Annotated in this window: 22 protein-coding genes; 12 read left to right on the top strand and 10 right to left on the bottom strand. The window is 64.5% G+C overall.

Features of this window, described 5'->3' with window-relative positions; translation table 11 throughout:
• Positions 1 to 345: 345 nt before the first annotated feature.
• The 5 genes from AXW67_RS21595 to ugpB all read right to left on the bottom strand — a co-directional run bounded on the left by AXW67_RS21595 (position 346) and on the right by ugpB (position 7066).
• On the bottom strand, positions 346 to 1245 hold the full coding sequence (locus AXW67_RS21595) for an ABC transporter permease (protein WP_063679463.1): 900 nt from the start codon (positions 1243 to 1245) through the stop codon (positions 346 to 348).
• A gap of 65 nt (positions 1246 to 1310) precedes the next feature.
• Positions 1311 to 2324, bottom strand: coding sequence for an ABC transporter permease (locus tag AXW67_RS21600; protein WP_063679464.1), 1014 nt, complete (start codon positions 2322 to 2324; stop codon positions 1311 to 1313).
• Positions 2325 to 2641: 317 nt separating this feature from the next.
• Positions 2642 to 4264 (bottom strand): ABC transporter substrate-binding protein, encoded by a 1623-nt coding sequence (locus tag AXW67_RS21605; RefSeq protein WP_063679465.1) that lies wholly within the window; start codon positions 4262 to 4264, stop codon positions 2642 to 2644.
• Between the two features lie 323 nt (positions 4265 to 4587).
• Entirely contained in the window at positions 4588 to 5547 is a 960-nt protein-coding gene (locus AXW67_RS21610) for an aminoglycoside phosphotransferase family protein (protein ID WP_063679466.1), read from the bottom strand.
• Between the two features lie 172 nt (positions 5548 to 5719).
• On the bottom strand, positions 5720 to 7066 hold the full coding sequence (gene ugpB / locus AXW67_RS21615) for a sn-glycerol-3-phosphate ABC transporter substrate-binding protein UgpB (protein WP_063679467.1): 1347 nt from the start codon (positions 7064 to 7066) through the stop codon (positions 5720 to 5722).
• A gap of 215 nt (positions 7067 to 7281) precedes the next feature.
• Here ugpB and AXW67_RS21620 point away from each other — a divergent pair, with 215 nt between their 5' ends.
• The 8 genes from AXW67_RS21620 (at position 7282) to AXW67_RS21655 (ending at position 16624) form a co-directional block, all read left to right on the top strand.
• Positions 7282 to 8277 carry a TRAP transporter substrate-binding protein gene (locus AXW67_RS21620; RefSeq protein WP_063679580.1) on the top strand — a complete coding sequence of 332 codons (996 nt, stop codon included), beginning with the start codon at positions 7282 to 7284 and terminating at the stop codon, positions 8275 to 8277.
• 84 nt (positions 8278 to 8361) lie between these two features.
• Complete coding sequence (locus AXW67_RS21625; RefSeq protein WP_245315667.1) at positions 8362 to 10362, top strand: sensor histidine kinase; 2001 nt, start codon at positions 8362 to 8364, stop codon at positions 10360 to 10362.
• Complete coding sequence (locus AXW67_RS21630) at positions 10332 to 12077, top strand: ATP-binding response regulator (protein WP_063679468.1); 1746 nt, start codon at positions 10332 to 10334, stop codon at positions 12075 to 12077. The genes AXW67_RS21625 and AXW67_RS21630 overlap by 31 nt, the downstream gene beginning before the upstream one ends.
• Before the next feature lie 24 nt (positions 12078 to 12101).
• Positions 12102 to 12839, top strand: a complete 738-nt coding sequence (locus AXW67_RS21635) for a response regulator (protein WP_027549831.1) — start codon at positions 12102 to 12104, stop codon at positions 12837 to 12839.
• A gap of 314 nt (positions 12840 to 13153) precedes the next feature.
• On the top strand, positions 13154 to 13765 hold the full coding sequence (locus tag AXW67_RS21640) for a sigma-70 family RNA polymerase sigma factor (protein ID WP_063679469.1): 612 nt from the start codon (positions 13154 to 13156) through the stop codon (positions 13763 to 13765).
• 492 nt (positions 13766 to 14257) lie between these two features.
• Complete coding sequence (locus tag AXW67_RS21645; RefSeq protein ID WP_063679470.1) at positions 14258 to 14956, top strand: cytochrome c biogenesis CcdA family protein; 699 nt, start codon at positions 14258 to 14260, stop codon at positions 14954 to 14956.
• Positions 14957 to 14985: 29 nt separating this feature from the next.
• A complete protein-coding gene (locus AXW67_RS21650; RefSeq protein ID WP_063679471.1) occupies positions 14986 to 15549 on the top strand; it encodes a thioredoxin family protein in 564 nt (187 codons plus the stop codon).
• A 100-nt stretch (positions 15550 to 15649) separates the two neighbouring features.
• Complete coding sequence (locus AXW67_RS21655) at positions 15650 to 16624, top strand: hypothetical protein (RefSeq protein ID WP_063679472.1); 975 nt, start codon at positions 15650 to 15652, stop codon at positions 16622 to 16624.
• Between the two features lie 7 nt (positions 16625 to 16631).
• Here AXW67_RS21655 and AXW67_RS42060 read toward each other — a convergent pair whose 3' ends face one another.
• On the bottom strand, positions 16632 to 16823 hold the full coding sequence (locus tag AXW67_RS42060; RefSeq protein ID WP_145927765.1) for a hypothetical protein: 192 nt from the start codon (positions 16821 to 16823) through the stop codon (positions 16632 to 16634).
• Between AXW67_RS42060 and AXW67_RS21660 the strand changes: the two genes are divergently transcribed.
• Positions 16822 to 17427, top strand: coding sequence for a L,D-transpeptidase (locus AXW67_RS21660; RefSeq protein ID WP_027549836.1), 606 nt, complete (start codon positions 16822 to 16824; stop codon positions 17425 to 17427). The genes AXW67_RS42060 and AXW67_RS21660 overlap by 2 nt on opposite strands.
• 90 nt (positions 17428 to 17517) lie before the next feature.
• Entirely contained in the window at positions 17518 to 18555 is a 1038-nt protein-coding gene (locus tag AXW67_RS21665; RefSeq protein ID WP_027549837.1) for an amino acid ABC transporter substrate-binding protein, read from the top strand.
• 350 nt (positions 18556 to 18905) lie between these two features.
• On the opposite strand, the gene AXW67_RS21670 is transcribed toward AXW67_RS21665, so the two are convergent.
• Together AXW67_RS21670 and AXW67_RS21675 are read right to left on the bottom strand one after the other, a co-directional pair.
• Entirely contained in the window at positions 18906 to 20045 is a 1140-nt protein-coding gene (locus AXW67_RS21670; RefSeq protein ID WP_063679473.1) for an acyl-CoA dehydrogenase family protein, read from the bottom strand.
• A 154-nt stretch (positions 20046 to 20199) separates the two neighbouring features.
• Positions 20200 to 21414, bottom strand: a complete 1215-nt coding sequence (locus AXW67_RS21675) for an acyl-CoA dehydrogenase family protein (protein WP_063679474.1) — start codon at positions 21412 to 21414, stop codon at positions 20200 to 20202.
• A 159-nt stretch (positions 21415 to 21573) separates the two neighbouring features.
• Between AXW67_RS21675 and AXW67_RS21680 the strand changes: the two genes are divergently transcribed.
• Positions 21574 to 22119 (top strand): carboxymuconolactone decarboxylase family protein, encoded by a 546-nt coding sequence (locus AXW67_RS21680; protein ID WP_063679475.1) that lies wholly within the window; start codon positions 21574 to 21576, stop codon positions 22117 to 22119.
• Positions 22120 to 22229: 110 nt separating this feature from the next.
• Positions 22230 to 22724 (top strand): VOC family protein, encoded by a 495-nt coding sequence (locus AXW67_RS21685; RefSeq protein ID WP_063679476.1) that lies wholly within the window; start codon positions 22230 to 22232, stop codon positions 22722 to 22724.
• A 124-nt stretch (positions 22725 to 22848) separates the two neighbouring features.
• On the opposite strand, the gene AXW67_RS21690 is transcribed toward AXW67_RS21685, so the two are convergent.
• Positions 22849 to 24081, bottom strand: a complete 1233-nt coding sequence (locus tag AXW67_RS21690; RefSeq protein WP_063679477.1) for an MFS transporter — start codon at positions 24079 to 24081, stop codon at positions 22849 to 22851.
• A gap of 280 nt (positions 24082 to 24361) precedes the next feature.
• Positions 24362 to 25609, bottom strand: coding sequence for an MFS transporter (locus tag AXW67_RS21695; RefSeq protein ID WP_063679478.1), 1248 nt, complete (start codon positions 25607 to 25609; stop codon positions 24362 to 24364).
• Positions 25610 to 25752: the final 143 nt, after the last annotated feature.

Raw genomic sequence — 25752 nt, forward strand, 5'->3', positions numbered from 1 at the left:
GCGAAAACAACCCCATGCAAAGTAGAACGGGGCTAGTCCGGACGGATGCGCGTGAGGAGAGGTGAAGCGCGCCAAGCACTTGAGACCGTTCGAACATTTATGTCCTCCGCTCCCTCTTCCCTCTCCCCGTTCTGACGGGGAGAGGGTTAGGGTGAGGGGCCTCTATCCGCGCGGACAATAGGCAGAGGAGTTCGCGGAGACTCCCCCTCACCCGGTCCGCTAGGGCGGCATAGCCGAAGCTCAGCTTCGGCGTTTCCTTAAGGGACGGCCGCCAAAGGCGGCCTATGCCTCTCCCCGCAGGCGGGGAGAGGCGAAGAGCGGCGCGATGGGAGGAGCGTTCGAACATCACGTCCTCCGCTGCGGGTCGACGATGTCGCGGAGGCCGTCGCCGAGGAGGTTGAAGCAGAACACGGCGATCATCAGCGCGAGGCCCGGGAACAGCGCGATCCACCATTCGCCGGACACCATGAAGCCGGCGCCCTCGGCGACCATGATGCCCCATTCCGCAGTCGGCGGGCGCACGCCGAGGCCGATGAAGGAGAGGCCGGCAGCATTGAGGATGGCGTAGCCCATGGTCAGCGACATCTGCACGATCATGATCGGCATGATGCTGGGCAGGATGTGCACGAGCAGGATGCGGAACTCACCGTTGCCGGACAGACGCGCCGCCTGCACAAAGCCGGCATTGCGACGGACATTGGCTTCGGCACGCGCCACGCGGGCATAGAGCGGGAAGTTCACGATGGCGGTGGCCAGGATGATGTTCTGCACGGTATTGCCGAGCGCGGCGACGATGCCCATCGCCAGCACGAACAATGGGAAGGCCATGATGGTGTCGGCGATGCGGCCAACGATGCGATCGGTCCAGCCGCCGAAATAGCCTGCCGCGATGCCGGCAAGCCCGCCCATCAGGAACACCAGAACGACGGAAGCGACCGCGATGAAAAAGTCGAGGCGGGTTGCGACGATGACGCGGCTGAAAATGTCGCGGCCGAGTTGATCGGTGCCGAACCAGTGCGCTGCCGACGGCGGGTTCAGTGCGGCCGCGGTATCCGAGGCGAGCGGATCGTGCGGCACCACATAGGGGCCGAACAATGCCGCGAAGACGATGAGGAGCAGCAGCCCGAAGGCAAAGCCCGTGACCTTGTTCTCGCCGAGCACATACCGCGTGTGCTCGAACATCGCCGCGAACCCTGAGGTTCGGGCCGGTCCAATCGGTTCAGCAGCAGGCGCAACGGTGCTCATGTTCGCACTCTTCTTTGGAGCATGATCTTGTCGGAAAACCGGCGTCCACTTTTCCGGATCATGCCCTACCCTTCCAGCCGCACGCGCGGATCGATCACGCCGTAGAGAATGTCGATCACGAGATTGAGCAGCACGTACATGACCGCCATGGTCAGCACGAAACCCTGCACCGGCGCGAAGTCGGACGCGATCAGCGCTTCCACCGCGTAGGAGCCGATGCCGGGCCAGGCGAAGACCTTCTCCACCAGCACGTTGGCGCCGAGCAGGAACGAGAACACCATACTCAGCGTGGTGATGACGGGCAGCATCGCGTTGCGGAAAGCGTAGGTGACGATGACGGTTGCCGGCGACAGGCCGCTGGCGCGTGCGGTGCGGACGAATTCGGAGGCGAGCACCGCGAGCATCGAGGCGCGCGTCATGCGCGCGATCGGCGCCAACGAGAAGATCGCGAGCGTCGCCGCCGGCAGGATGAGCTGGCTCAGCGCCGAACGGAACGCCTCGAGATCACGCGCGAGCAGCGTGTCGATGAGATGGAAGCCCGTCACCGTCGGCGGTGCGCTGTAGAACACATCCAACCGACCGAGCGGCGCGGGCGACCAGCCGAGCTGGAAGTAGAAGACGTACGCCAGCACGAGCCCGGTGAAGAACACCGGCAGCGACACGCCGGCCGTCGTCGTCACCCGGCAGAGATGATCGATCCACGACCCCGGCCGCGTTGCTGCGAGTACACCAAGCGGAATGGCAATCGCGATGGAGACGATGAGCCCGAGCAGCGTCAGCTCGGCGGAGGCCGGCAGGCGATTGCGAATCTCGGTCGCGACCGGCTGGCCGGTCGTGAGCGAGGTACCGAAGTCGCCATGGGCGAGATCGTTGGCGTAACGGAAGAACTGCTCGACCAGCGGCTTGTCGAAGCCGAGTTTTTTCCGGATCTGCTCGACGGCCTCCTTGGTCGCGGCGGGACCGGCGAAGTAGGCAGCCGGATCACCCGGCAGCGCGCGCGTCAGCAGGAACGTGACGATGACGACCCCGATCAGCGAGGGGATCGCGAACATCAGGCGCTTGCCGATCAGGGGCAGCATGGGGCCCTCCGAACTGTTGATGCTGATAGGCCGTCGACGCGAGCGCTCTCGCTCATTGGCAACAACGCCGCCCCCTGCTCCGCTGCGTTCCCTCCCCCCTTGCGGGGGAGGCGTAGGCCACCTTCGGCGGCCGTCCTTCTAATCAACGCCGAAGCGAAGCTTCGGCTATGGGAGGGGGGTAGCCCCGGGAGAGGTCGGAGTTCGTGGNCCCCGCCCCTCCCCCGCAAGGGGGGAGGGAGTGAGAGAGCGGTGCCCACCTCACTCAAGCCACAGAGACCAACAAATGCCGATGCGTCGCAGACCATCAGCATGTTCGCTCACCCCTTCGCCATCGCGCGGTAATCGAGCCGGCGGTGGAACCAGTACTCGTAGCCGCTGATGTTCTTCTGCATCGCGACGTTGACGAAGGGCTGGTAGAGCGGGATGCGCGGGATGTCGGCGTAGGCGAGATCGACGAAGCCCTTCACGTCGGCGTCATAGGTCGCCTTGTCGCCGATCGCGGCGGCGTTGCGGGCGCCGTCGATCAGCTTGTCCATCTCCGCCGACTTGTAGCTCATGGTGTTGAAGACGGAATTGTTGCCGTGATAGCACCAGTAGAAGAAGTACTCGGGGTAATCGAGCCAACCCGAGAACACGTTGGTGAAGAGCGGCATCTCCTTCTTGTTGAGCTCAGTGCGCCAGTTGGCGCCCGGCACCTTGTTGATGGTCGTCCTGATGCCGAGCTGCGCGAGGCTCTCCTGCACGAGCACGCAGAGCGGCTCGTTGACGCCGGCGAAGTTGAGGTCGAACGAGATCGTGGTCTCAAAGCCGTTGGCATAACCGGCCTCGGCCAGCAGCGCCTTCGCCTTCTCCATGTCGGTGTTGTATTTGTGCGGCTGCGGCCAGGCGACTTTGGTGGCCTTGTCCGCAGATGCGCCGAACATGGGATTGCCGAGACCGAACAGCACGGCGTCCATGATCTTCTGGTACGGCATCGCATAGGCCATCGCCTGCCGCACCTTCGGATTGTCAAACGGCGGCCTGGTGACGTTCATGCCGATATACTGGATGCCGTTGGAGAACGGCAGCGACACCACGTTGAGCTTGCCGTTGGCCTTCATCTCCTGGAAATCCTTGAACGGCAATTCATAGGAGATGTCGGCATCGCCGCGCTCCAGCAGCGCACGGCGGTTGCCGGCTTGCGGCACCATGCGCCAGATCACGCGCTTGATCTTCGGCAGCGGACCGCAGGCCCAATCCTCATTGCGCTCCATCACCACTTCGGTGCCCGCCGTCCACTTCGTCACCTTGTAGGCGCCTGAGCCCGCGGTCTGCTGTTTGGTAAACTCGAGACCCCACGGGTCCTTCTCGCTGGCGTTCTTCTTCACCAGCTCGGAGTTAACGACGCAGGGCACGATCACGGCGAGATCGGGAATCGTCAGTCGATCCTTCTTCAGGAAGTCGACGCGCACGGTGGTATCGTCGACCACGACGAACTGCTCGGGTTTTGTCAGCGAGCCCGCGCTCATCTGGAAGGTCGGAAAGCCGCCGACCGAGACGGCGCGGTCGAGCGACCACTTCACGTCCTTCGCGGTGACCGGCGTGCCGTCGTGGAATTTGGCGTTCTTGCGCAGCTTGAAGGTGACCGACATGTCGTCGATCTTGATGTCCTCGGCGAGCTCGCCCTTGAACTTGTCGCGGTCGTAATAGGGCACCCCGCCGGGACCGCTCTTCATCTCGTGGCTGATCAGGCGGTCGTAGCAATTCCAGGACACTTCATAGCCGGGCACGTTGGTGCCGACGCCGTGGATGTCGAGATTGTTGGGGCCGCCTTCGGAGACGATCAGCAGCGTCTCGGAGCGGGCATCGGCCCTGGCGGGAGAGATCACGGCGGGCATCGCCGGAAGCGCCGCGCCAGCGGCCAATCCGGACACGGACCTGAGGAAATCGCGGCGCTTCATGAAATGGCTCCAACACAAACGTTTCTGGTTGGAGCTGGCATCGCAAGGTTCGTGCCAAGGCTTAGTGGAGGCCTAGGTCCGACCTAAGAGATTGGTCTTGCAGGGTAATGTGGAAATCTACGCCTCTTCCGGCTGCCGCGCACACCTCACCAACTGCATACAAAGAGGCGTACTTGCTCATTAAATAAGCTGAAAGTTACCCACGCCCATTTGTTGAGCTGATTCACCGATATCGCCGTCGTCCTGGCGAAAGCCAGGACGACAGTGATGATTGGGGAGCCCGCCCCTTTCAACGCGCTCCACCGACGTCTCCTGCCCGCCGCTCACCCCGGCCAGATCAGGTCCTGAAGCTCGACGAGATCGTTTGCCTTCTGCTGCCGGCCCTCGATGCAGACATGGCTGTTGAGGTCGCTGGCACGATGCAGCAGCATGAGGGCCATCAGCCGCCGCTTCAGCGCGTAGTCCAGCTTCGAATAGCCGAAGCCTTCGAGCAGGCTGCGCACCCGGTCGGGCCGCCCTGCTGCCATGAAGGCGCTGGGGCCGAGCAGGTCGTAGTCACGCCATCCCGTCAGCACGTCGCCGAAGTCGAACAGGCCGGCGAGCGACCATTCGCCATCGTGGCAGGCGAGCAGGAAATTTTCCGGAATGTATTCGCCGATCAGGATCACCGGCGCCGTATCCATCGGAATGAGCCCGGCCGCATCGTGCAGGAGATCGTCGAGGCCGGCGAGAAATTTTGGCGCAAGGCCGAGACGTTCATGCCTGCTACGGCAGCCCTGCATCTGCCGGCGCATGAATTCGTCCCAGCGCGGCTCGATTTGCGCGAGCGGCCCGAGCGGAGCGCGCTGCACGGCCGCGATGGTCTCGCCGATCCGGCGCAGCACGCGCTCTTTCTGGTCTTCCGCTAGATGCGGCCACGCCTCCGAGCCGAGTGTTCCGGCAAGGCGCGTGATGACGAGATAGGGCCAGCCGTCGCGCTCGCCTTCCGCGACGATCTCGGGAATCGGCAGGGAAAGGCGGCCCGCAAGCTGCGCCAGCGAACCGCGCTCGGAGACGAATTGCGCGCGCAACAGCGGCGGGAAGATCTTCAGGATCCGCTGCTCGTCGAGCCCGACGACGAGATTGGTCCCGGTCGAGAACACCTGCGGCGCGCGAGCTTCAAGGCCATGGCTGCGCGCGATGTCGATCGCGATCGGCAGCCACAGCCGTGGATCGGAACGCCAGACGCGAAAGCTTTCCGCGTCGGCGAAAACCGGCAGCGCCGACGATGCATCATTAGTCATCTGAGCGCGACCGGCACGACGTGCTTTTGAAGGCCGGCGCGTCTTGATTGGAGTAGGTTCACGCCAGGGGGGTCTCGATTGTGGAGACACCCTCTCCCCAGCCCTCCCCCGCGAGCGGGGGAGGGAGCACACCTCCTTCGCGGCTACAGCCAGATCTAATCGTAACATGCCGCTACCGGTCCGGGCTCGCGCGCTCGAACTGGCGCAAGAGCTTATTGCCGCGCTCGACCGCGGAATCCAATGCCGCCTGTGCGTCCTTCTTGCCGGCAAAGGCCTGCTCCAGCTCGTCCTCGATCACGCCGCGGATCAGCACGAAGGAGCCGAGCCGGATGCCTTTGGAGTTCTGCGTCGGCTGGTGCAGCGTGATCTCCTCGAACGAGATCGACGAGCCCGGGTTGCGTTCGTAGAATCCTTGCGCGCGCGTCAGCTCGAACGCGGCGCGGGTGATCGGCAGATAGCCGGTGTTCTGGTGCCAGGCCGCCTGCACGCCGGGCTGCGACAGATAGGCGAAGAACCTCGCCACGCCCTTGTATTCGTCGCGCGGGCGGTCGCGCAGCACCCACAGCGTGGCGCCGCCGATGATCGAGTTCTGCGGCGCGTCCCTCACGTCCGGCCAGTACGGCATCATGCCGTAGCCGATCTCGAACTTCGAATTCGCCTTGATGTCGGCGCGCGTCGCCGAGGAGCCGATGAAGATGCCGCATTCGCCATTCTGAAAGCGCGGCTCGGCCGACTGCCCGCGGCCGCTGTAGTCGAACACCTTGTCCTTCTGCCACTCCGCGAGCTGGGCGATGTGATGCACCAGGGCTGCGTTGTTGATGGTCAATTCCGCATCCAGGCCGGCAAAGCCGTTGGTCCTGGTGGCAAGCGGAAGGTTGTGAAAGGCGGAGAAATTCTCGACATGAATCCAGGATGGCCAGGATGTGGTGAAGCCGCACACCGCGCCACGCTCGCGCAGGCGCTTTGCGGCGGCCCCGAGCTCGGGCCATGTCCGCGGCGGCTTCTCCGGATCGAGGCCGGCGTCGCGGAACATGGTCTTGTTGTAATAGAGGATCGGCGTCGACGCGTTGAACGGGAACGACAACAGATTGCCGGCGGCATCCGTATAGTAGCCGGAGACTGCCGGAAGGTAGACATCTGGCGCGAACGGCTCGTTCAGGTCGCGCATCAGGCTGTACACCGGATAGATCGCGCCCTTGGCCGCAGTCATGGTGGCGGTTGCGACCTCGTTGACCTGGACGATCGCGGGCTGGCCGCGCGAGCGGAAGGCGAAGATCGCCGCCGTCACGGTCTCGGTGTAATTGCCCTTGTAGCTCGGCACGATCCGATAGTCGGATTGCGAGGCGTTGAAATCAGTGGCGAGCTTCTCCAATTGCCGGCCGAGCTCGCCCGACATCGCGTGCCAGAGCTGAATATCGGTGGTGGCGCCTGCCGGCGAGGTCAGGGCAAGCACGGCAGCGGCGGCAAGGACTTGGACAAGGGCTTGGACAAGGGCTTGCAAGAGGCGCGAGGCTGACATCACGATTCGCTCATCCCGTCGGCTGCGAACAAAAAGGCGGCTTTCGCACATCCCGTGCTTAAGGCGCAGCACCTCCGGTTTCAACCGGGAATAAGGCTAAGACGCACCGCACAATCGACGGCCGCGACGGCCCGGGATGGCCTTCCCTTTACCATCTGCTAGATTGCATTGAACCTTTTCGTCCCGCCATAGACTCCATCACTGAGGGGTTGAGTGTGCCAGTGTTGAGCCGTGCCGAACTCTCGCGGACCGGGGTGGTTTTCGTCGTGCTTTTGTTCGCGATATGCGCGACGGAGGCGTTTGCGCGCGAATTTCGCGCCGCCGACACCCAGACCGAGGATTACCCCACCGTCCAGGCGCTGCGTTACATGGGCGCCCTGATCGCAGAGCGCACCGGCGGCCGGCACGAGGTGAAGGTGTTTCACTCCCGCCAGCTCGGCGAGGAGAAGGAAACGATCGAGCAGACCCGGGCCGGCGCGATCGACCTCAACCGGACCAACGTGGCACTGATCGGCAACTTCGTCCCGGCGATAAATGTGCTCGCCATGCCGTTCCTGTTCCGCTCCATCGAGCACATGCAGAAGGTGCTGGATGGTCCGATCGGCAGCGAGATCCTGGACAGCTTCGAGCCCTATGGCTTCGTCGGCCTCGCCTTCTACGATTCCGGCGCGCGCTCGATCTATAACGGCGTCCGGCCGGTGAAGGGTGTGGCCGATCTCAAGGGATTGCGGATCCGGGTGCAGCAATCGGAGTTGATGAGCGAGATGATCCGCTCGCTGGGCGCCGAGCCGGTCGAACTGCCCTATGGGCAGGTGCTGACCGGGCTTGCGACCCATCTGCTCGATGGCGCGGAGAACAACTGGCCCTCCTTCGTGACGACGGATCATTACAAATATGCCGGCTACTACACGCTCACTGAACACACCATGAGCCCGGAGGTGCTGGTGATCTCCCTCAAGGCCTGGCAGAGCCTGACGGCCGACGACCGCAAGATCTTCAAGGAGGCCGCGCTGCGCTCCAGCCGCTTCATGCGCGAGAAATGGCGCGACCTCGAGGAGCAGTCGCAGCACAAGGCGGAGGCTGCCGGCGTCACCATCGTGCGCGACGTCGACCGCAAGCCGTTCGAAGACGCGATGGCTCCGATCTACGCCAAGGCCGCGCGCGATCCCGCCGCGGCTGCACTGATCGAACGCATTCGCAAGGTGGAGTGAGGCTTTTTGGCTGAGCCCGGACACAGCGAGCACGCGGACAGGCTACCCGGCCCGATCGGGCGGCTGCGCGCGCGCCTGGTCGGCATGCTGCGGGCGGTGCCGATCCGCTGGCGCATCCTGTCGATCGCCGGGCTCAACTCCGCCGTGGTGGTGGTGCTGGTCGGGCTGATCTGGAACGGCTCGCAGGTGCTGGGCTCGGCCTGGGACGACGTGCGCCAGGTGCGCGAGTCCGACAAGATCCTGGCGCTGCTCGAAAGCGAGACCGGGCGGCTGCAGAACCTGATCCACCGCTACATCAACCAGCCGAGCCCGGACCTGTTCGCCGAAATTCTGCTGCTGCGCGAGGCCGTGCTGGGCACGCTGACCAACCGCGCCGCCAAGGACCCGATGCTGGCTGGTTCGGTCGAGGAGCTCGAGCGCACCACCGAGCGCTTCCTCAACGGCTTCGGCGAGCTGCGCAGCGTGCAGGCGACCATTGCCAAGACCTATGAGGAGCAGGTGCAGGGTCCGGCCAAGGACATGGCGGGCCTCTATTCCATCATAGAAGGCGCCACCGGTCACCGCGACGCGCTGATCTGGCCCTCGCTCGGCAAATCCCGCGAGGCCTTCACCGCGATGCTGGTCGCGGCGAATTCATATTATTTGTCGCTGTCACCGGCCGCCGCCGACGACGCGCGCCGCAACACCGAGACGATCGAGAAGACCATCCCGGTGATGATCGATCTCGCCGACAACGACCTGCAGCGCATGGCGCTGCAGAAGCTGGCGGCGCGCACCACCGCGATGCGCGAGGGCTTTGCCAAGCTGTCCGAGCAGCTCACGAGCCGCACCGAGCTGCTCCGCAACACGATCGACGCCAGCCAGGCCGAGGCGATCGGCGCCATCGACGATCTCTCGACCAAGATGCGCCAGCGCGAGCAGAAGGCACAGGAGACCTTCGACCGCACGCTGGCGGACATTTCGCGGCGGGTGCTGTCGATCGCCGTGATCTTCCTCGGCATCATCCTCACCGCCGGCGTGCTGATCGCGCTGTCGATCCGGCTGCCGCTGCAGCAGATCATGACCGCGATGCGCGCGATCACGATGGGCGATCTCGACCGCGAGGTGCAGGGCATCAAGGCGCGCGACGAGGTCGGCGCCATGGCGCGCGCGGTGGAGGTGTTCCGCGAGAACGCGATCGCCAAGCGCAAGGCCGAGGACGAGCTGCGCGCGTCCAAGGAGAAGGCCGAGAGCGCGCTGCTCGAGCTCAACACCGCGCAGCAGAACCTGATCGATGCCGAACGGCTCGCCGCGCTCGGCGGGCTCGTTGCCGGTGTCGCCCACGAGGTCAACAACCCCATCGGCATCAGCCTCACCGTTGCCTCCAGCTTCGCCCGGCGCAGCGAGATCTTCGAGGCGCAGCTCAAGGGCGACGGCGGCCTGCGCCGCTCGCAGCTCGAGGAGTTCGTGCAGGCCTCGCGTGATGCCTCACAGCAGCTCGTCGCCAACCTCACGCGCGCCGGCGAGCTGATCCAGTCGTTCAAGCAGGTCGCGGTCGACCGCTCCCATGCCGAGCGGCGGCAGTTCTCCCTCAACGAAGCCACCGATCAGATCATCGCGAGCCTGCGCCCCGTCCTGAAGCGCTCGCCGATCACGCTCAAGGTCGACGTGCCCGAGGGGCTCTTGCTCGACGGCTATCCCGGCTCCTACGGCCAGATCCTGACCAACCTCTTCCTCAACGCCGCCAACCACGCCTTCGCCGACGGCCGCGCCGGCACGATCTCGATCTCGGCGCGGCCGCGCGGGGGCGACGACATCGAGATCATCTTCGCCGATGACGGGGCCGGCATGACGCCCGACGTGCAGCGGCAGGCCTTTGACCCTTTCTTTACCACCCGGCGCAATGAAGGCGGCACGGGCCTCGGCCTGCATATCGTCTATAACCTGGTGACCCAACAGCTCGGCGGGCGGATGATGCTGGAATCCAAGCCGGGACAAGGCACTACTTTCCGGATTATCATGCCGCGGATCGCCAAGGGCGGTGCGCAAAGCACAGAGACTGACGGGACTTCTCAATGGCCGAACAGGACGATGTCCTCCACCTGATCGACGACACCGGTACCGCGTCGGAGGATACCAACGCCCGGAAATGGAAGATCGCCGTCATCGACGACGATCCGGCCGTGCATGACGGCACCCGCTTTGCGCTGTCCGATTACAGCCTCAACGGCCAGAGCCTGGAGATCCTCTCGGCTTATTCCGCGGCGGAAGGTCGCAAGCTGATGCGCGAGCACGGCGACATCGCCGCGGTGCTGCTCGACGTCATTATGGAGACGGACGTCGCGGGTCTCGACCTGGTTGAATTCATCCGCAACGAGATCAGGAACGAGACCGTGCGCATCATCCTGCGCACCGGCCAGCCCGGCCAAGCGCCCGAGCGGCGCGTGATCGTGCAGTACGACATCAACGACTACAAGGCCAAGACCGAGCTCACCGCCGACAAGCTGTTCACCTCGCTGACCGCGGCGCTGCGCTCCTACCAGCAGCTCGAGCGCATGGTGCAGACACGGCGCGGGCTCGAGATCATCATCGATGCGGCCTCGACGCTCTACGACTTCAAGTCGATGCAGCGCCTCGCCGAGGGCGTGCTGACCCAGCTCGCCTCGCTGCTCAATGTCGACTGCGCCGGAATACTGGTCCTGCGCGACAATGGCGGATCGGACGCCGAGCTCTCGGTGCTCGCTGGCAGCGGCTGCTACAGCCGCTTCATCGGCACGACCTCGTCGAAGGCGCTCGATCCCGACCTGCGCGCGCTGGTGGAGGCCGCGTTCCAGCGCCGCAAGAACGAATTCGCCGACCATCGCAGCGTCATCTATTTGCGCACCGGCTCTGGCCGCGAGGTCGTCGTGCTGCTGCAGGCCGAGCGCGAGCTGTCCGAGACCGACCGCTCGCTGGTCGAGATCTTCTCCAGCCGGCTCTCGATCGCCTTCGACAACGTGATCCTCTATCAGCAGCTCCAGGACGCCAATACGCAGCTCGAGGACCGCGTCGCCCAGCGCACCCGCGCGCTGATGCAGGCCAACCGCCGCCTCTCGGCGCAATGGCTGCGGCTGCAGCGCGCCAACGGCTTCAAGAACGAGATTCTCGGCACGGTCGCCCACGACCTGAAGAATCCGCTCGGCGTCATCCTCGGCCGCACCGAGATGCTAAAGGAGCTGATCTCCACCGGTGCCTCCGAAGCTGGCGTGATCTCCCAGGTCGACCACATCCGCGACGCCACCAAGCGGCTGACCACGATGGTCGATCATCTGATCTCGGACGCGATGGCCGATGCCTTCGACATCACCATCCGCCGCGAGCCGGTCGACGTCGCCGCGCTGGTCCAGGAGGTTGCCGAGGCCAACCAGCCGCTCGCCGTCAACAAGCAGCAGGCGATCAGCGTCATCGCGCCGCCCAACATCGTCACCATGTGCGACACCGATCGCATCCGCGAGGCGATCGACAATCTCATCAGCAATGCGATCAAATACAGCCCGATCGGCGGCAAGATCGCCGTGGAGGTCACGCATGAGGGCCATGACACCGTCGTCCGTGTCACCGACGAGGGCGCCGGCCTGTCGCCGGAGGATCTCGGCCGCCTGTTCGGCCGATTCCAGCGGCTGTCGGCCAAGCCGACCGCGGGCGAGAGCTCGACGGGCCTTGGGCTTTCCATCGTCAAGCGTATTATCGACATGCATGGTGGCGAGGTCACCGCCGAGAGCGACGGCCCCGGCAGGGGATCGACCTTCACCATCACGCTGCCCGCGACCGAAACGCCCTGATCTGAATGCCAGGATCTGAATGATATGACCCAGAGCCAGCACATCATGATCGTCGACGACGAGGCCCCGGCCCGGGAAATGGTCGGCGATTACCTCAAGATGCACGGCTTCAACGTGACACTGTGCGACGGCGGCAAGAGCCTGCGCACGGCGATCGAGGGCGGCATGCCCGATCTCGTCGTGCTCGATCTCAACATGCCGGAGGAAGACGGGCTCTCGATCATCCGCGACCTGAAGAGCCGCATCAACGTGCCGGTGATCATGCTCACGGCGACGGCGAGCCCGATCGACCGCGTCGTCGGGCTCGAGCTCGGCGCCGACGACTACGTGGCAAAGCCCTGCGAGCTGCGCGAATTGATGGCGCGCATCCGCTCGGTGCTGCGGCGGAGCACGCCGGTGAAAGCAGCGGCGACGGAAGCCGCGGCGGCGAAATCGGACAAGGATCAATTGGTGCGCTTCGGCACCAAATGGCTCGACCTCGAAGCACAGGCGCTCCGCGATGACGAGGGCAACGAGCATCCGCTGACCGCGTCCGAGTTCGGGCTTTTGAAAGTGTTCGCGGCCAATCCGAAGCGCGTGCTGTCACGCGAGCGTCTGCTCGAATTGGCCAATGCGCGCGATGCCGAAGCCTTCGACCGCGCCGTCGACCTTCGCATCATGCGCATCCGCCGCAAGATCGAGCCCGATCCGACAAAGCCCGCCGTGATCCGCACCATCCGCGGCGGCGGCTACCTGTTCTCGCCGGCGGGCGAGAAGGCGTAAGGGGCCCAGGCGCAGGCAACACCCTCTGCCGTCGTCCCGGCCTGCGCCGGGACGACGGCTTTAATTGCGGCCCCGTCAAACGCAAGATCCCAAATTTCGTTCCGCCCAGTCCAAATCCGCACTACCGTATTTTCCGTACATTGAAATTGCACGGTTTTTTGTCCCGAATGTTTCGTCGCGCGGCTTGCGACGAAACAATTTGGCGGCGCACGAAACCATTTTCCGCTTGTCGCGCAGACGTCCCGAAACGCTGGCTCTTTAACACTTTGGTCCAAGGAAACGCCGCTCGGTTGCGGCGCTACGGGGAGCCAGTCATGCAGAACGTCGTCGCCATCAACGCCGAAGCCAGCCAGAGCATCATTGCTGCTCAGGCGACCTCGGACGACATGCTTCTGGAAAGCATCGCCGACGGCAACCGGACGGCCATGCACATTCTCTACTGCCGGCATAATGTGCGGGTGTATCGCTTCATCCTGCGCATCGTGCGCGACGCCACCGCGGCCGAGGACCTCGTCAGCCAGGTCTTCCTGGACGTGTGGCGGACCGCCGGACAATTCCAGGGCCGCTCACAGGTCTCGACCTGGCTGCTCTCGATCGCCCGCTTCAAGTCCCTGACCGCGATGCGCCAGCGCCGTTTCGAGGACATCGACCAGGAAGACGTGCGCGAGATCCCCGACGAGGCCGACACGCCCGAGACCTCGCTCGACCGCAGCGACACCAGTGCGATCCTGCGCGCCTGCGTGGCGAAACTGTCGCCCGCGCATCGCGAGATCATCAACCTCGTCTACTACCATGAGAAGTCGGTGGAAGAGGTCGGTGCGATCATCGGCATCCCGCAGAGCACGGTGAAGACGCGGATGTTCTACGCCCGCAAGCAACTGGCCGACTTGCTTAAGGGCTGCGGCGTCGACCGCTTCGCGGCGTAAAGAATTTAGATTTCAATGGGATAGGACCACGGCTTCGGCCCTATCCCGGACACGGAAGTGTTACCGCCGGCGAAACAATTGAAACAAAGCACGACATCAGGCGGAAAAACTTCGGCCCTATAAAGCTCACATACGGTTTTGGTTAAACCTCCCAAGGACCTCCAACGACCCGGACGGGATGCCCCCCTCCTCCGGGTCGTTTTCTGTTTGGGCGCATGTGTCGCCATGAGCTGCGGTGTTTGTGGCTGTACTTGAGTGAGGCTGGCACCGCTCTCTCATTCCCTCCCCCTTGCGGGGGAGGGGCAGGGAGGGGGGTGCCACGAACTCCGACCTCGCTTGTGGCTACCCCCTCCCCAACCCTCCCCCGCAAGGGGGGAGGGAGCGCACCGACTTGTTGGCCACCCCCCGGTCAACGTCACGAACGCGTGACGCGGCGTAACGACCGACGCATCCAGCACGAACCAACCTCGTGACCCCTTCGCGAGTGGCCCGATGCTCGAACTGATCTTCGCTGTGCTTGCCGGCATCCTCACCATCGCCGCGCCATGCACGCTGCCGATGCTACCGATCCTGCTCGGCGCCTCGATCGGCCGCACCTCGCATCTGCGCCCCGCGATGATCGCGCTCGGCTTCGTCGTCTCGTTCTCCGCAACTGCACTGCTGCTCGGCGCGCTCACGCGGCTGTTCGATTTCGACCCCAACGTGCTGCGCTCGGCTGCGGCGATCCTGCTGCTCGGCTTTGGCCTGTTGATGCTGTGGCCGGCACCGTTCGAATGGCTCTCGATCCGGCTCAATGCCTGGCTCGATCTCGGCTCATCCAGCGCCGCGCAGCGTGCGGGCGCGCTCGGCGGGCTCGTGCTCGGCACCACGCTGGGCCTGGTCTGGACGCCCTGCGCCGGCCCCGTGCTCGGCTCGATCCTGACGCTGGTCGCGACGTCGAAGAACCTGTCCTGGGCCGGCACGCTGCTGGTGGCCTACGCCATCGGCGCTGCCATTCCGATGCTGGCGATCGCCTATGGCGGGCAGGCCGCGACCACGCGCGTGCGCAGCCTCGCGCGCATCTCGCCGCGCCTGCAGCAGGGCTTCGGCGTCGTCGTGATCGCCTTCGCCGTCGCGGCCTATTTCCAATACGACACGCTGATCGTGGCGTGGCTCACCGGCTTCTACCCCACCGGCCAGATCGGCCTGTGATCAACCAATACCTAACGGAGGAAGCTTCCATGTCTCTCAAACTGCTCGCCGTATCTGCTTCACTGATCGGCTTCGCCCTGACCGGCGCCGTCATCCCCGGCATCTGCGACGAGGCCGCGCGCGCGACGCCGATCGTCACCGCGGCCGCAACGCAGGCGACCGCGCCCGAGTTCACCGGCATCAGCAACTGGTTCAACTCCAAGCCGCTCAACATCGCCGATCTCCGCGGCAAGGTCGTGCTGGTCGATTTCTGGACCTATGGCTGCGTCAACTGCGTCAACACCCTGCCGCACGTCACCGAGCTCTACGCCAAATACAAGGACAAAGGGCTGGTCGTGGTCGGCGTGCACACGCCGGAATTTCCGTTCGAGCGGTCGGCGTCCAATGTGCAGGCCGCGCTGAAGCGCCACGGCATCACCTATCCGGTGGCCCAGGACAACGACTCCCGGACCTGGAACGCCTACCGCAACCAGTATTGGCCGGCGCAATACGTCATCGACCAGAGCGGCAAGATCGTCTTCCAGCATGAAGGCGAAGGCAGCTACGACGAGATCGACCGGACGGTGGCGAAGCTGCTGAACGCCAGCAGCTGAGGCCGCGCGGACACCGCGGCTGGTTCCTGCTGTAGCCGTTGCTGCTTGACTCCACGGATACGTCCGTGGAGTTTCGTGCCGACGGAATCAGCCGCCCGCAATGGACGACGCGCCCACCAGCAACGACATTCGCCTTCGTGAAGGCGCCTCGATCGCGCAGCGGCTGGTCATGGCCGGTTTTGCGGCGGCCGTTGCCCTCTGCTTCACGCCGGGCCTGTTCGCGCACGACTATTTGGAAGTCATCATCTCGGTGGCCGCGCTCCTTTTGGGGGCCGCGTTCATCGGCGGTGTCATGCTTGCACCGGCGGTGGTGTGGATCATCACGCCGAATGAAATCCTGATCGGGCGACAGAGCCCCTTCGGACGGCTCCGCAGCCGGATCGTCGCGAAGAGCGACATAGCGGAACTGGGGGTCCCCAGAAGCAAGGTTTCCAAGGCGCGCTTCCATCTCGTCTTCACGCTTGTCTCGGGCGAGCGCCTGACGTCCCCGCCGATCTCCGACGTCACGCATGTCCGTGAAACGGTTAGCCGGATCGCCGCGCAGTTCGGCGTTCCCAATGTCGAGACACCGGTCAATCCGCTCGATGCCACCAATCCCGAGATGCACCTTGGCGAACCGGTCGAGCCGTTTTCCACCAGAGACGTTCGGATCGTGGCATCGATCGTGGTCGGATTGTCCGTCGTTCCCTACGCCTACAAGCTCTGGCGGGGTCTGTCGCCCGGCCCGGTCGACATCATGCTGCTGCCGATTGGTGCGATCGCCGCATACGCCGTTCACAGATACGCCAATCTCGTGACCGGCGCCTTCTGGATCATCCGGCAAGGGGATATTCGCGTCGAACGCTTGTGGGGCGACGGCAAGCTGCGCGCGGACCACATCGAGGGGCACGACGTCGAGGCGATCACGGTCGAGCGCCGCGGCCGATCCGAGGACGAGCACTGCATCATCGTGATCAGATTGCGGTCTGGACAAAGGTTTCGCAGCCCCCGCATCGGCTCGCGAAACGAGGCGCGCGCCGTGGGCGCCGAAATCGTCCGGCGGCTCGGGATCGAGCCTGAGAACAGCCAGATCTGACAGCCCTCTACCCGCCGTTGAGGTTGTAGCCACTGCTTTTCGCGCCATGCCCCCATTTCATGGCATTGAGACATGTCAAAAAACCAAAGTATTCTCGTGACATACCAGCCGGGCGCGCCATCAACTTGCCATGAACTTGCCCCTGAGATTTGATGGTTCCGAATGATTTGCGCTGTGGCAGCGGGGAGAGCTTTGACATGACGGATTTTCGTCGCCTGACCGGGATATTCATCACAGCCGTTGGCCTGGCCCTAACCACCTCCCTGGTCACCTCATCCGCCTTCGCCCAGCAGCCCGATCGCGGCGACGAGCCGGGCCTGATCGCTGATGACGCCTACCAGCTCGATCCGGAATGGCAGAAGCAGGTCGTCTATTTCCGCACCACCGAAGCGCCGGGCACGATCATCGTCTCGACCGCCGAACGCCACCTTTATCTGGTGCAGCCCGGCGGGCGCGCGATCCGCTACGGCATCGGCGTCGGCCGTGACGGTTTCCAGTGGCAGGGGCTGGTGACCATCACCAACAAGAAGGAATGGCCGGACTGGACGCCGCCGCCGGAGATGATCCAGCGCCAGCCCTATCTACCGCGTTTCATGGCCGGCGGCCCCGGCAATCCGCTCGGCGCCCGCGCCATGTATCTCGGCACGACCGTCTACCGCATCCATGGCACCAACCGACCGGACACGATCGGCACCAAGGTGTCATCGGGTTGCTTCCGTCTCGTCAATAACGACGTCGCCGACCTTTATGACCGCGTCCCGGTCGGGACCAAGGTGGTCATCCGGCAGAAGCCCGAACTCTGAGGGTTATGGTTTGAGCATGATCCGCTTCCGGATCATGCTCCCCGCCTCCGTCCGAATTCCTTTTCCCGATTATTTCGAGAGAGAGACATCATGCGCACATTTCGAGGCGGCCTGCTGATCGGGCTCGCGGTCGCCGTACTGGTCGGCGTCCTCGCGGTCATCTACGAGTTCTACGACACCCGCACGCTGAAGCGCACGGTCCGGCGCGGCGAGGTGCTGTGCGGCGTCAACAAGGGCCTGCCGGGCTTCTCGATTCCCGACGACAAGGGCAACTGGACCGGCTTCGACGTCGATTTCTGCCGCGCGGTTGCGGCGGCGATCTTCAACGATCCGAGCAAGGCGAAGTTCGTTCCGCTCGACGCCAGCGAGCGCTTCAAGGAATTGCAGAGCCGGAAAGTCGACATCCTCTCGCGCAACTCGACCTGGAGCATGGCGCGCGAGCTCGACTACGACCTCTATTTCCCGGCCGTCGCCTATTACGACGGCGCGGGCTTCATGGTGCCGCGTTCGCGCAACAAGGAAACTTCGCTGGACCTGACCGGCAGCAAGGTCTGCGTGCAAGCCGGCACCACGACGCTGCTCAACCTCACCGACTACTTCCGTGCCAACAACATGAAGTATGAAGAGGTGAAGTTCGACAAGCTGGACGACGTCGTGAAGGCCTACGACACCGGCAAGTGCGACACGCTGACCGCCGACGTCTCCCAGCTCTACGCGCTGCGCCTGAATCTCTCCAAGCCGGGCGACCACATGATCCTGCCCGACATGATCTCCAAGGAGCCGCTCGCCCCCGTCGTGCGCCAGCGCGACGACGACTGGATGATGATCGTGAAGTGGACACTCTACGCGATGATCAATGCCGAAGAGCTCGGCGTCAGCTCGGAGAACATCGACGAAGCCCTGAAGTCGAAGAAGCCCGAGGTGATGCGGCTGGTCGGCACCGAAGGCAATTACGGCGAGCAGCTCGGCCTCACCAAGGACTGGGCCGTACGCATCATCCGCAACGTCGGCAATTACGGCGAGATGTATGAGCGCAATATCGGCGAGAAGTCCAAGCTGAAGATCCCGCGCGGCATGAACCAGCTCTGGAACGCCGGCGGGGTGCAGTACGCACCGCCGATGCGGTAGGCGGTCTTTCGGCCGTCATTGCGAGGAGCGAAGCGACGAAGCAATCCAGAGTCTTTCCGCGGAGACAGTCTGGATTGCTTCGCTTCGCTCGCAATGACGAGCTAATGGCACGACCTCTCCACTCTCAGCCGTCATCGCCCGCCTTGTGCGCAATTGCGCACTGGAGCGGGCGATGACAACTACCTTTGTTCAACTTCAGACTACTCCCTCCCCTCATCCTAAGGAGCGCGGAACGTGCGTCTCGAAGGATGAAGGCCGAGGTGCGAGAGCCGGGCCTTCATGGTTCGAGACGCCGCGAAAGGGCGCGGCTCCTCACCATGAGGGGATAGAGCTCAATGCGGGGATGGAGCTCAATACCCCCGCGCCCGCGCGAGTTGCTCGGTGTGGTAGTTGGCGTCGCCGAACAGTTCCTCGCAGACCCGCGCGCGCTTCATGAAGAAGCCGATGTCGAACTGGTCGGTCATGCCCATGCCGCCATGCATCTGCACGCCTTCCTGCACCGCGCGCGTCGCGGTGGTGCCGGCGCGGGCCTTGGCGACCGCGACGGCTGACGCGGCGTTGGCGACATCGGTGTCGAGCGCCTGCAGCGCCTTCATCACGGCGGCGCGGGTGATCTCGATGTCGACATAGAGCTGCGCCGCGCGGTGCTGCAGCGCCTGGAATTCGCCGATCAGCTTGCCGAACTGCTTGCGCTGCTTCAGGTACTCCGTGGTGCGGCCGAACACCTCGTCGCTGAGGCCGACCATCTCGGAGGCCACCGCGCCGCGGCCGATGTCGAGCACGCCGTCGAGCAGGCGGGCGCCCTGATCGACCTCGCCGAGCACGCTGTCGGCATTGACCTCGACATTGGCAAGCTCGATCCGCGCCGCGTTGTGCGAGTCCACCATGATGGTGCGCTCGACCGCAACGCCCTTGGCGTGCGGATTGACCAGGAACAGCGTCAGCCCTTCGCGTTCCCCGGCCGAGCCCGCGGTGCGCGCTGCGACGATCATGAGGTCGGCGACATGGCCGTCGACGACCAGCGCCTTGGCGCCGGAGAGCTTGAAGCCGTTGCCCGCGCGCACGGCCTGCAGGCTGGTCTGCAGCGGCCGGTGTTTTGCGCCCTCGTCGATCGCGAGCGTGGCGAGCAGCGAGCCATTCGAGATCTTCGGCAAAAATTCCGACTTCTGCGCGGCATTGCCGCCGCGGTTCAGCGCCGAGGCCGCGACGACGCTGGTCGCGAAGAACGGCGAGGGCATCAACGTGCGGCCGATCTCCTCCATGACCACGCCGGCCTCGACAAAGCCGAGACCGCTGCCGCCGAACTCTTCCGGCACGAGCAGGCCGGCAAAGCCCATCTCGGCGAAGGACTGCCAAAACTCCTTGGAGAAGCCGGTCGGATCCTTGGAGTCGCGCAGGTGGCGCAGATGCGACACCGGCGCCTTGTCGCTGATCAGCCCGCGCGCTGAGTCGCGGAGCATCGATTGTTCTTCGGTGAGGACGAGGGCCATGGTGGTGTTTCCGATTCGAAATCTATCTGATCTTCGTCATTCCGGGATGCGCCGTAAGGCGCAGGCCCGGAATCCATACTCCCGATTGGTGGTTATGGATTCCGGGCTCGCCGCTTCCGCGGCGCCCCGGAATGACGTGCTGCAAAAGTGTGCCTCACGCCCCCGGCAGATCGAGGATGCGCTTGGCGACGATGCCGAGCATCACTTCGCTGGTGCCGCCCTCGATCGAATTGGCCTTGGTGCGCAGCCAGGCGCGCGGACGGGCGCCCTGCTTCGAGCGCTCGCTCTCCCATTCGAGCGCATCGACGCCGCCGGCCGACATCAGGATCTCGTAGCGGCGCTTGTTCAGCTCGGTGCCGTAATATTTCATCGCCGAGGAGAACGCCGGGTGCGCCTGCCCCGCCTTGGCGAGATCGACCGCGCGCTCGGCGCAGGCCGCAAGCGCGGCTTCATCGACATCGAACGTTGCGATCTGGCCGCGCAGTATCGAATCATCCAGGCGCCCCTGTGCATCGGTGCCGACCGAGTCCGCCGCGATCTGGCCGAGCGGGCGGCCGACGCCGCGTTCGCCCATGCCCGAGATCATCGCGCGTTCGTGCTGCAGCAGGTATTTCGCGACGTCCCAACCGCGGTTGACGGTGCCCACCACATGCGACTTCGGCACGCGGACATTGTCGAAGAAGGTCTCGCAGAACGGCGAGTAGCCGGAGATCAGGAGGATCGGCTTGGTCGACACGCCCTTCGAGGTCATGTCGAACAGGATGAAGCTGATGCCGTCGTGCTTCTTCGCCGCGGGATCGGTGCGCACCAGGCAGAAGATCCAGTCGGCGTAGTTCGCATAGGACGTCCAGATCTTCTGGCCGGTGATGACGAAATCGTCGCCATCGCTCTCGGCGCGGGTCTGCAGCGAAGCGAGATCGGAGCCGGCATTCGGCTCGGAATAGCCCTGGCACCAGCGGATCAGACCCGCGGCGATGTTCGGCAGATGCTCCCGCTTCTGCGCCTCGGTGCCGTACTTGAGCAGCGCCGGCCCGAGCATCCAGATGCCGAAGCTCGACAGCGGCGGCCGCGCGCCGATTCTTCCCATCTCCGCGCGCAGCACCTTGTGCTCGGCAGCACTCAAGCCGCCGCCACCATATTCCTTCGGCCAGTCCGGCACGGTCCAGCCCTTGTCGCGCATGCGCTCGAACCAGATGCGCTGCGGCTCGGACGAGAACTTTGCGTTGCGTCCGCCCCAGAACACGTCGGTGTCGGCTGTGGCAGGCTTGCGCATCTCGGGCGGGCAGTTGGCCTCGAGCCAGGCGCGCGTCTCGCTGCGGAATGTCTCGAGTTCGGCCGTCTCGGAATCTGTGGCCCTAGAGTCGCTCATGGGTCGTTTCCATCAGTCAAAAATCGACTTGTTGCTGGCGACTCTGGGCCATCGCACCGCGGAATTCAACCACTTCCGTATCCGCCGACTACTCACGCGATTGGGCATCAGGCTATAATCGCCGCGACGGCGACGCCTAAAAACAAAGAGGAAACAACGATGCGCCTGAAACTACTTTTGCCTGGCGAAATGAGCGACAACCAGCGGCAGACCTATGAGGAATCGATTGCCGGAAAACGCGGCAAGCCGCCGGCGCCGATGATGGCCTGGCTGAGCAGCCCCGACATGGCCCGCCACGCCACGCGGCTCGGTGAGGTCCTGCGCTTCGATACGGTGTTTCCCGCAAAACTCTCGGAGATCGTGATCCTGGTGACGGCGCGGCACTGGACCGCGCACTACGAGTGGTATGCCCACAAGCGCCTCGCGCTTCAGGGCGGAATGAAGCCGGAGATCATCGAAGCGATCCGCGATCGCCGCACGCCGGAGTTCGACGATCCCAAGGCTAAGATGATCTACGACGTCGCGAAGTCGCTGCATGAGGGCCACGGCCTCGATCTGGGCCTCTATGATGAGGCGGTGAACGTGCTCGGCGAACGCGGGCTCGTCGAGGTGATCGGGCTGTGCGGCTACTACACGCTGGTGTCGATGACGCTGAACACGTTCGAGTTCGGTCTGCCAGAGGGCGAGGTGTCGGAGCTGTCCTAGTTGCGCATCCGGATGCGCAATTGCGCATCCGGAAACGCTGGGTTTCGGGATAGGCTGGTAGCACTGTCCCGAAGCCCGCCCTATGTGGAGTTGGTCAACGGAGCAGCCACATGTCGCAAAATCCAGCCGTCAATGCCGGCACCAGGATCGGCCACGTTCACCTCAAGGTCGCCGATCTCGATCGCGCGCTGGGCTTCTATTGCGGCGTGCTCGGCTTCGAGCTGATGCAGCGGATGGGCTCCGGCGCCGCCTTCATCTCGGCCGGCGGCTATCACCACCACATCGGGCTCAACACCTGGGAAAGCAAGGGCGGCTCACCGCCACCTCCCGGCACGACCGGGCTCTATCACACCGCGATCCTCTATCCGACGCGGCCGGCGCTCGCCGATGCGTTGCATCGCGTGCTCTCGGCCGGCATCGCGCTCGACGGCGCCAGCGATCACGGTGTCAGCGAAGCGCTCTATTTGCGCGATCCCGACGAGAACGGCGTCGAGCTCTATTGGGACAAGCCCAGGGAGAAATGGCCGTTCGGGCCGGACGGCAAGCTCGCGATGTTCACCAAGCGGCTGGATCTCGAGGATTTGTTGAAGCAGCGGGAGGCGTAAGCACCGCTGCGCCCGTGGGGTGGGTTAGCCCGCGGCTGCGCGAAGCGCAGTCCGCTAGCGTAACCCACCACTTCTCTCGCAACCGGAAGGAAAAGAGGTGGGTTACGCCTTCGGCTAACCCACCCTACGAAGTCTTACGCGCGTTGCCACCGCGCATCATGATCAGCGCCGCGGCGACCACCTCCAGCGCGATGCAGACGTAGAACGGCAGCGCGTAGCCGCCGGAGAGATCGCGCAGGAAGCCGACGACACCGGGACCGAATGCATAGGTGACCTGGTTGATCGCGGTGTTGAGGCTGATCAACACGCCGAAGAGGCGCGAATCGAACTCCTGCTGCACGATCAGCGACGGCAACGTGATGAGGTTGCCGACGGAGAAGCCGAACACCGCGCAGGCGGCAATGAGCACGTAATCATTGTGCAGATTGATCACGACGAGGAGCGCCGCCGCCTGGCTGAGGAACGACAGCGCGGACGCCAGCCGCTGGTTGAGGCGGTCGATCACCATCGAGAACAGCACGCGGCCGACCACCGCCATCGCCGTCAGCACCGCGACGGCGACTGCCGCACGCTCGCGCCCGATCACGGGATCGAGGAACGAGATCAGGTGCACGATGAAGCCGACCTGCGCGAACAGCACCAACGCGAAGGCAGTGGTGACCGTGAGAAAGCCGACATCGCGCAGCGCTTCTTTTCGGATCTGCGCCGGTGATTGCGGTTTTGCGCCGGCCGCCACGTGCCAGCCGTGGCGGTCGGGCGGATGGCCGACGACGATCAGGATCACCGGCAGGAGCAGCACCAGCATGGCACCGGACGCGGCGAACATCGCGCTCGCGAAGCCGACATGGCCGATCATGGTCACCAAGAGCGGCACGCCGGCGATGCCGCCGAAGCTGGCGCCATTGAGCGCTAGGCTGATCGCCATGCCGCGCTTGTGGTCGAACCACAGGCTGATCGTGTTGGTGATCATGGCGAGACTGGTCCCGGCCCAGCCGAAGGCGAGCACGGCGTCCGCAAGATAGAGCTGCCAGGGCTCGCGCACCGCGCCGATCGCAATTGCTGCGGCCGCCATCGCCAGCGTGCCGGCGATCAGGCTGCGCCGCGCCCCGTATTTTCGGATCGCCTCGCCGACGAAGACGACCAGCAGCGCGCCGAACAGATAGAAGAACGTGGTGCCCGAAGAGATTAGCGAAGCCGACCAGCCATGCGCGCGCTGGAGCTCGGCGACGTAGACGCTCTGCCCGTAGAAGCCGAGCCCCCAGCCGAATGTAGCGAGCAGAAAGCAGACCGCGACGATGCGCCAGCCCTCGTAGCGGAGGGAGGATTCGATAGTGGGGTGTCGAGGGCTGTCCAGCATTGCCGCTTTTGTTTTTGTTTCCTCCGTCATGCCCGGGCTTGCCGGCTTCGCTGAAGCTACGCCGCCTAGCACCGAAAGCCCGGCGAAGCCTTGGCGGAGCCGGGTCCCGGGCATCCACGTTCTTCGATCCGCACTAAAGACGTGGATGGCCGCGACAATTGGCGTGAAGACGCGCTCCGCGCTTTAGTCCGGCCGTGACGACACCGATTAACAACCTTCGCAAGGCGAACGCTTCGATGCAAATCGAAGCATCAACGCTGCTGACAGACTCCTGCCAGTCTCAGATCGCGTCGGGGAACTCGCCCATGGCCGCCTCCAGCCGTTCCTTGCGACGGTGGGCCCAGGAGGCGAGCGAGAGGACGACAAGGCCGAGCAGAACCGGCGGGAACACCACCATGTTCACGGCCGACCAGCCATAATTCGCGAGCAACTGGCCGGAGGAGAACGAGCCGATCGCCATCATGCCGAACACCAGGAAATCGTTGAAGGCCTGCACCTTGTTGCGCTCCTGCGGACGGTGCGTCTCCAGCACCAGCGCGGAGGCGCCGATGAAGGAGAAATTCCAGCCGACGCCGAGCACGATCAGCGTGGCCCAGAAATGCATCGCGGTGATGCCGGAGAGGCCGATCGCAGCGGCGCCGGCTTCCAACAGCAAACCGGCGGCGACGATCTTCGGCGCGCCGAAGCGAGCGATCAGCGAGCCCGTGAAGAAGCTCGGCCCGTACATGGCGACGATGTGCCATTGAATGCCGAAATTGGAATCGCTGACGCTGAGCCCGCAGAGCTTCATGGCGAGCGGCGCCGAGGTCATCACCAGGTTCATCATGGGATAGGCGATGACACCGCACAGCGCTGCAGCGATGAAGCGCGGCTGGGTCACGATGCGAATCAGCGGCCGCCCGCCATGCAGATCAGCCGCCGCCGGCTTCGGAATGTCGACGCCGGCGACGATGCCCATCGCCACCAGCGCGACCGCGGCCTGGATCACGAAGCTGAACGCGAACAGATAAGGCGGCCAGACGTCCATGGTCCATTGCACGAGTTGCGGACCGAGCACCCCGGCGAACACGCCGCCGGCCATCACCCAGGACACAGCTTTCGGCCGGTAGGCGGCACTGGCGCCATCGGCCGCGGCAAAACGATAAGACTGCGCCACCGCGCCATAGAGGCCGCCGAGGAAGGTCGCGAGGCAAAACAGCGGAAACGAGGCGTGCAGGATCGCGAACGCGCCGAGCAGGCCGGTGAGCGCGCCGCAGGCGGTGCCGATGATGAACGCAACGCGGCGGCCGAAGCGGCGCGAGATCGCGCCGGTCGGCAGGGTGCCGGCAGCGAGCCCGAGCACATACATCGACAGCGGCACGGTCGCGAGCGACATGTCGGGCGCGAGCGTCGCGCCGACGATCGAGCCGGTGGCGAAGATCACCGCGGAGTTGGCACCGGTCAGGGCCTGCGCGGCCGCAAGGCGCACCACATTGGCACGGACGCGGACGTCGTCGGCGATCTCGTCGGCTGAAGTCACATCTAGCATCGGTATTTTCGCCCAGGGCGCTCAGGTGATTCCCGGCACTATGGAGACAGCGGCGGGGCCGGGCAACCGGCGCAAACGAGCGCAAGCCATGCCCCTGACGCAATTGGCCGGAGTATAACGGGGTTTCGCGGTTTACCGCTTGC

This window comes from Bradyrhizobium neotropicale, from assembly GCF_001641695.1.
GTDB classification, from domain to species: Bacteria; Pseudomonadota; Alphaproteobacteria; order Rhizobiales; family Xanthobacteraceae; genus Bradyrhizobium; species Bradyrhizobium neotropicale.

Bases quoted from the DNA above. Each gene is read 5' to 3' on its own strand.
- ugpB (WP_063679467.1), bottom strand. From the start codon at position 7,066: ATGTCAGCCTCGCGCCTCTTGCAAGCCCTTGTCCAAGCCCTTGTCCAA.
- AXW67_RS42060 (WP_145927765.1), bottom strand. From the start codon at position 16,823: ATGTCAAAGCTCTCCCCGCTGCCACAGCGCAAATCATTCGGAACCATC.
- AXW67_RS21610 (WP_063679466.1), bottom strand. From the start codon at position 5,547: ATGACTAATGATGCATCGTCGGCGCTGCCGGTTTTCGCCGACGCGGAA.
- AXW67_RS21660 (WP_027549836.1), top strand. From the start codon at position 16,822: ATGACGGATTTTCGTCGCCTGACCGGGATATTCATCACAGCCGTTGGC.
- AXW67_RS21640 (WP_063679469.1), top strand. From the start codon at position 13,154: ATGCAGAACGTCGTCGCCATCAACGCCGAAGCCAGCCAGAGCATCATT.
- AXW67_RS21635 (WP_027549831.1), top strand. From the start codon at position 12,102: ATGACCCAGAGCCAGCACATCATGATCGTCGACGACGAGGCCCCGGCC.
- AXW67_RS21690 (WP_063679477.1), bottom strand. From the start codon at position 24,081: ATGCTGGACAGCCCTCGACACCCCACTATCGAATCCTCCCTCCGCTAC.
- AXW67_RS21630 (WP_063679468.1), top strand. From the start codon at position 10,332: ATGGCCGAACAGGACGATGTCCTCCACCTGATCGACGACACCGGTACC.
- AXW67_RS21680 (WP_063679475.1), top strand. From the start codon at position 21,574: ATGCGCCTGAAACTACTTTTGCCTGGCGAAATGAGCGACAACCAGCGG.
- AXW67_RS21675 (WP_063679474.1), bottom strand. From the start codon at position 21,414: ATGAGCGACTCTAGGGCCACAGATTCCGAGACGGCCGAACTCGAGACA.
- AXW67_RS21650 (WP_063679471.1), top strand. From the start codon at position 14,986: ATGTCTCTCAAACTGCTCGCCGTATCTGCTTCACTGATCGGCTTCGCC.
- AXW67_RS21655 (WP_063679472.1), top strand. From the start codon at position 15,650: ATGGACGACGCGCCCACCAGCAACGACATTCGCCTTCGTGAAGGCGCC.
- AXW67_RS21595 (WP_063679463.1), bottom strand. From the start codon at position 1,245: ATGAGCACCGTTGCGCCTGCTGCTGAACCGATTGGACCGGCCCGAACC.
- AXW67_RS21695 (WP_063679478.1), bottom strand. From the start codon at position 25,609: ATGCTAGATGTGACTTCAGCCGACGAGATCGCCGACGACGTCCGCGTC.
- AXW67_RS21625 (WP_245315667.1), top strand. From the start codon at position 8,362: ATGCTGCGGGCGGTGCCGATCCGCTGGCGCATCCTGTCGATCGCCGGG.
- AXW67_RS21600 (WP_063679464.1), bottom strand. From the start codon at position 2,324: ATGCTGCCCCTGATCGGCAAGCGCCTGATGTTCGCGATCCCCTCGCTG.
- AXW67_RS21685 (WP_063679476.1), top strand. From the start codon at position 22,230: ATGTCGCAAAATCCAGCCGTCAATGCCGGCACCAGGATCGGCCACGTT.
- AXW67_RS21645 (WP_063679470.1), top strand. From the start codon at position 14,258: ATGCTCGAACTGATCTTCGCTGTGCTTGCCGGCATCCTCACCATCGCC.
- AXW67_RS21605 (WP_063679465.1), bottom strand. From the start codon at position 4,264: ATGAAGCGCCGCGATTTCCTCAGGTCCGTGTCCGGATTGGCCGCTGGC.
- AXW67_RS21665 (WP_027549837.1), top strand. From the start codon at position 17,518: ATGCGCACATTTCGAGGCGGCCTGCTGATCGGGCTCGCGGTCGCCGTA.
- AXW67_RS21670 (WP_063679473.1), bottom strand. From the start codon at position 20,045: ATGGCCCTCGTCCTCACCGAAGAACAATCGATGCTCCGCGACTCAGCG.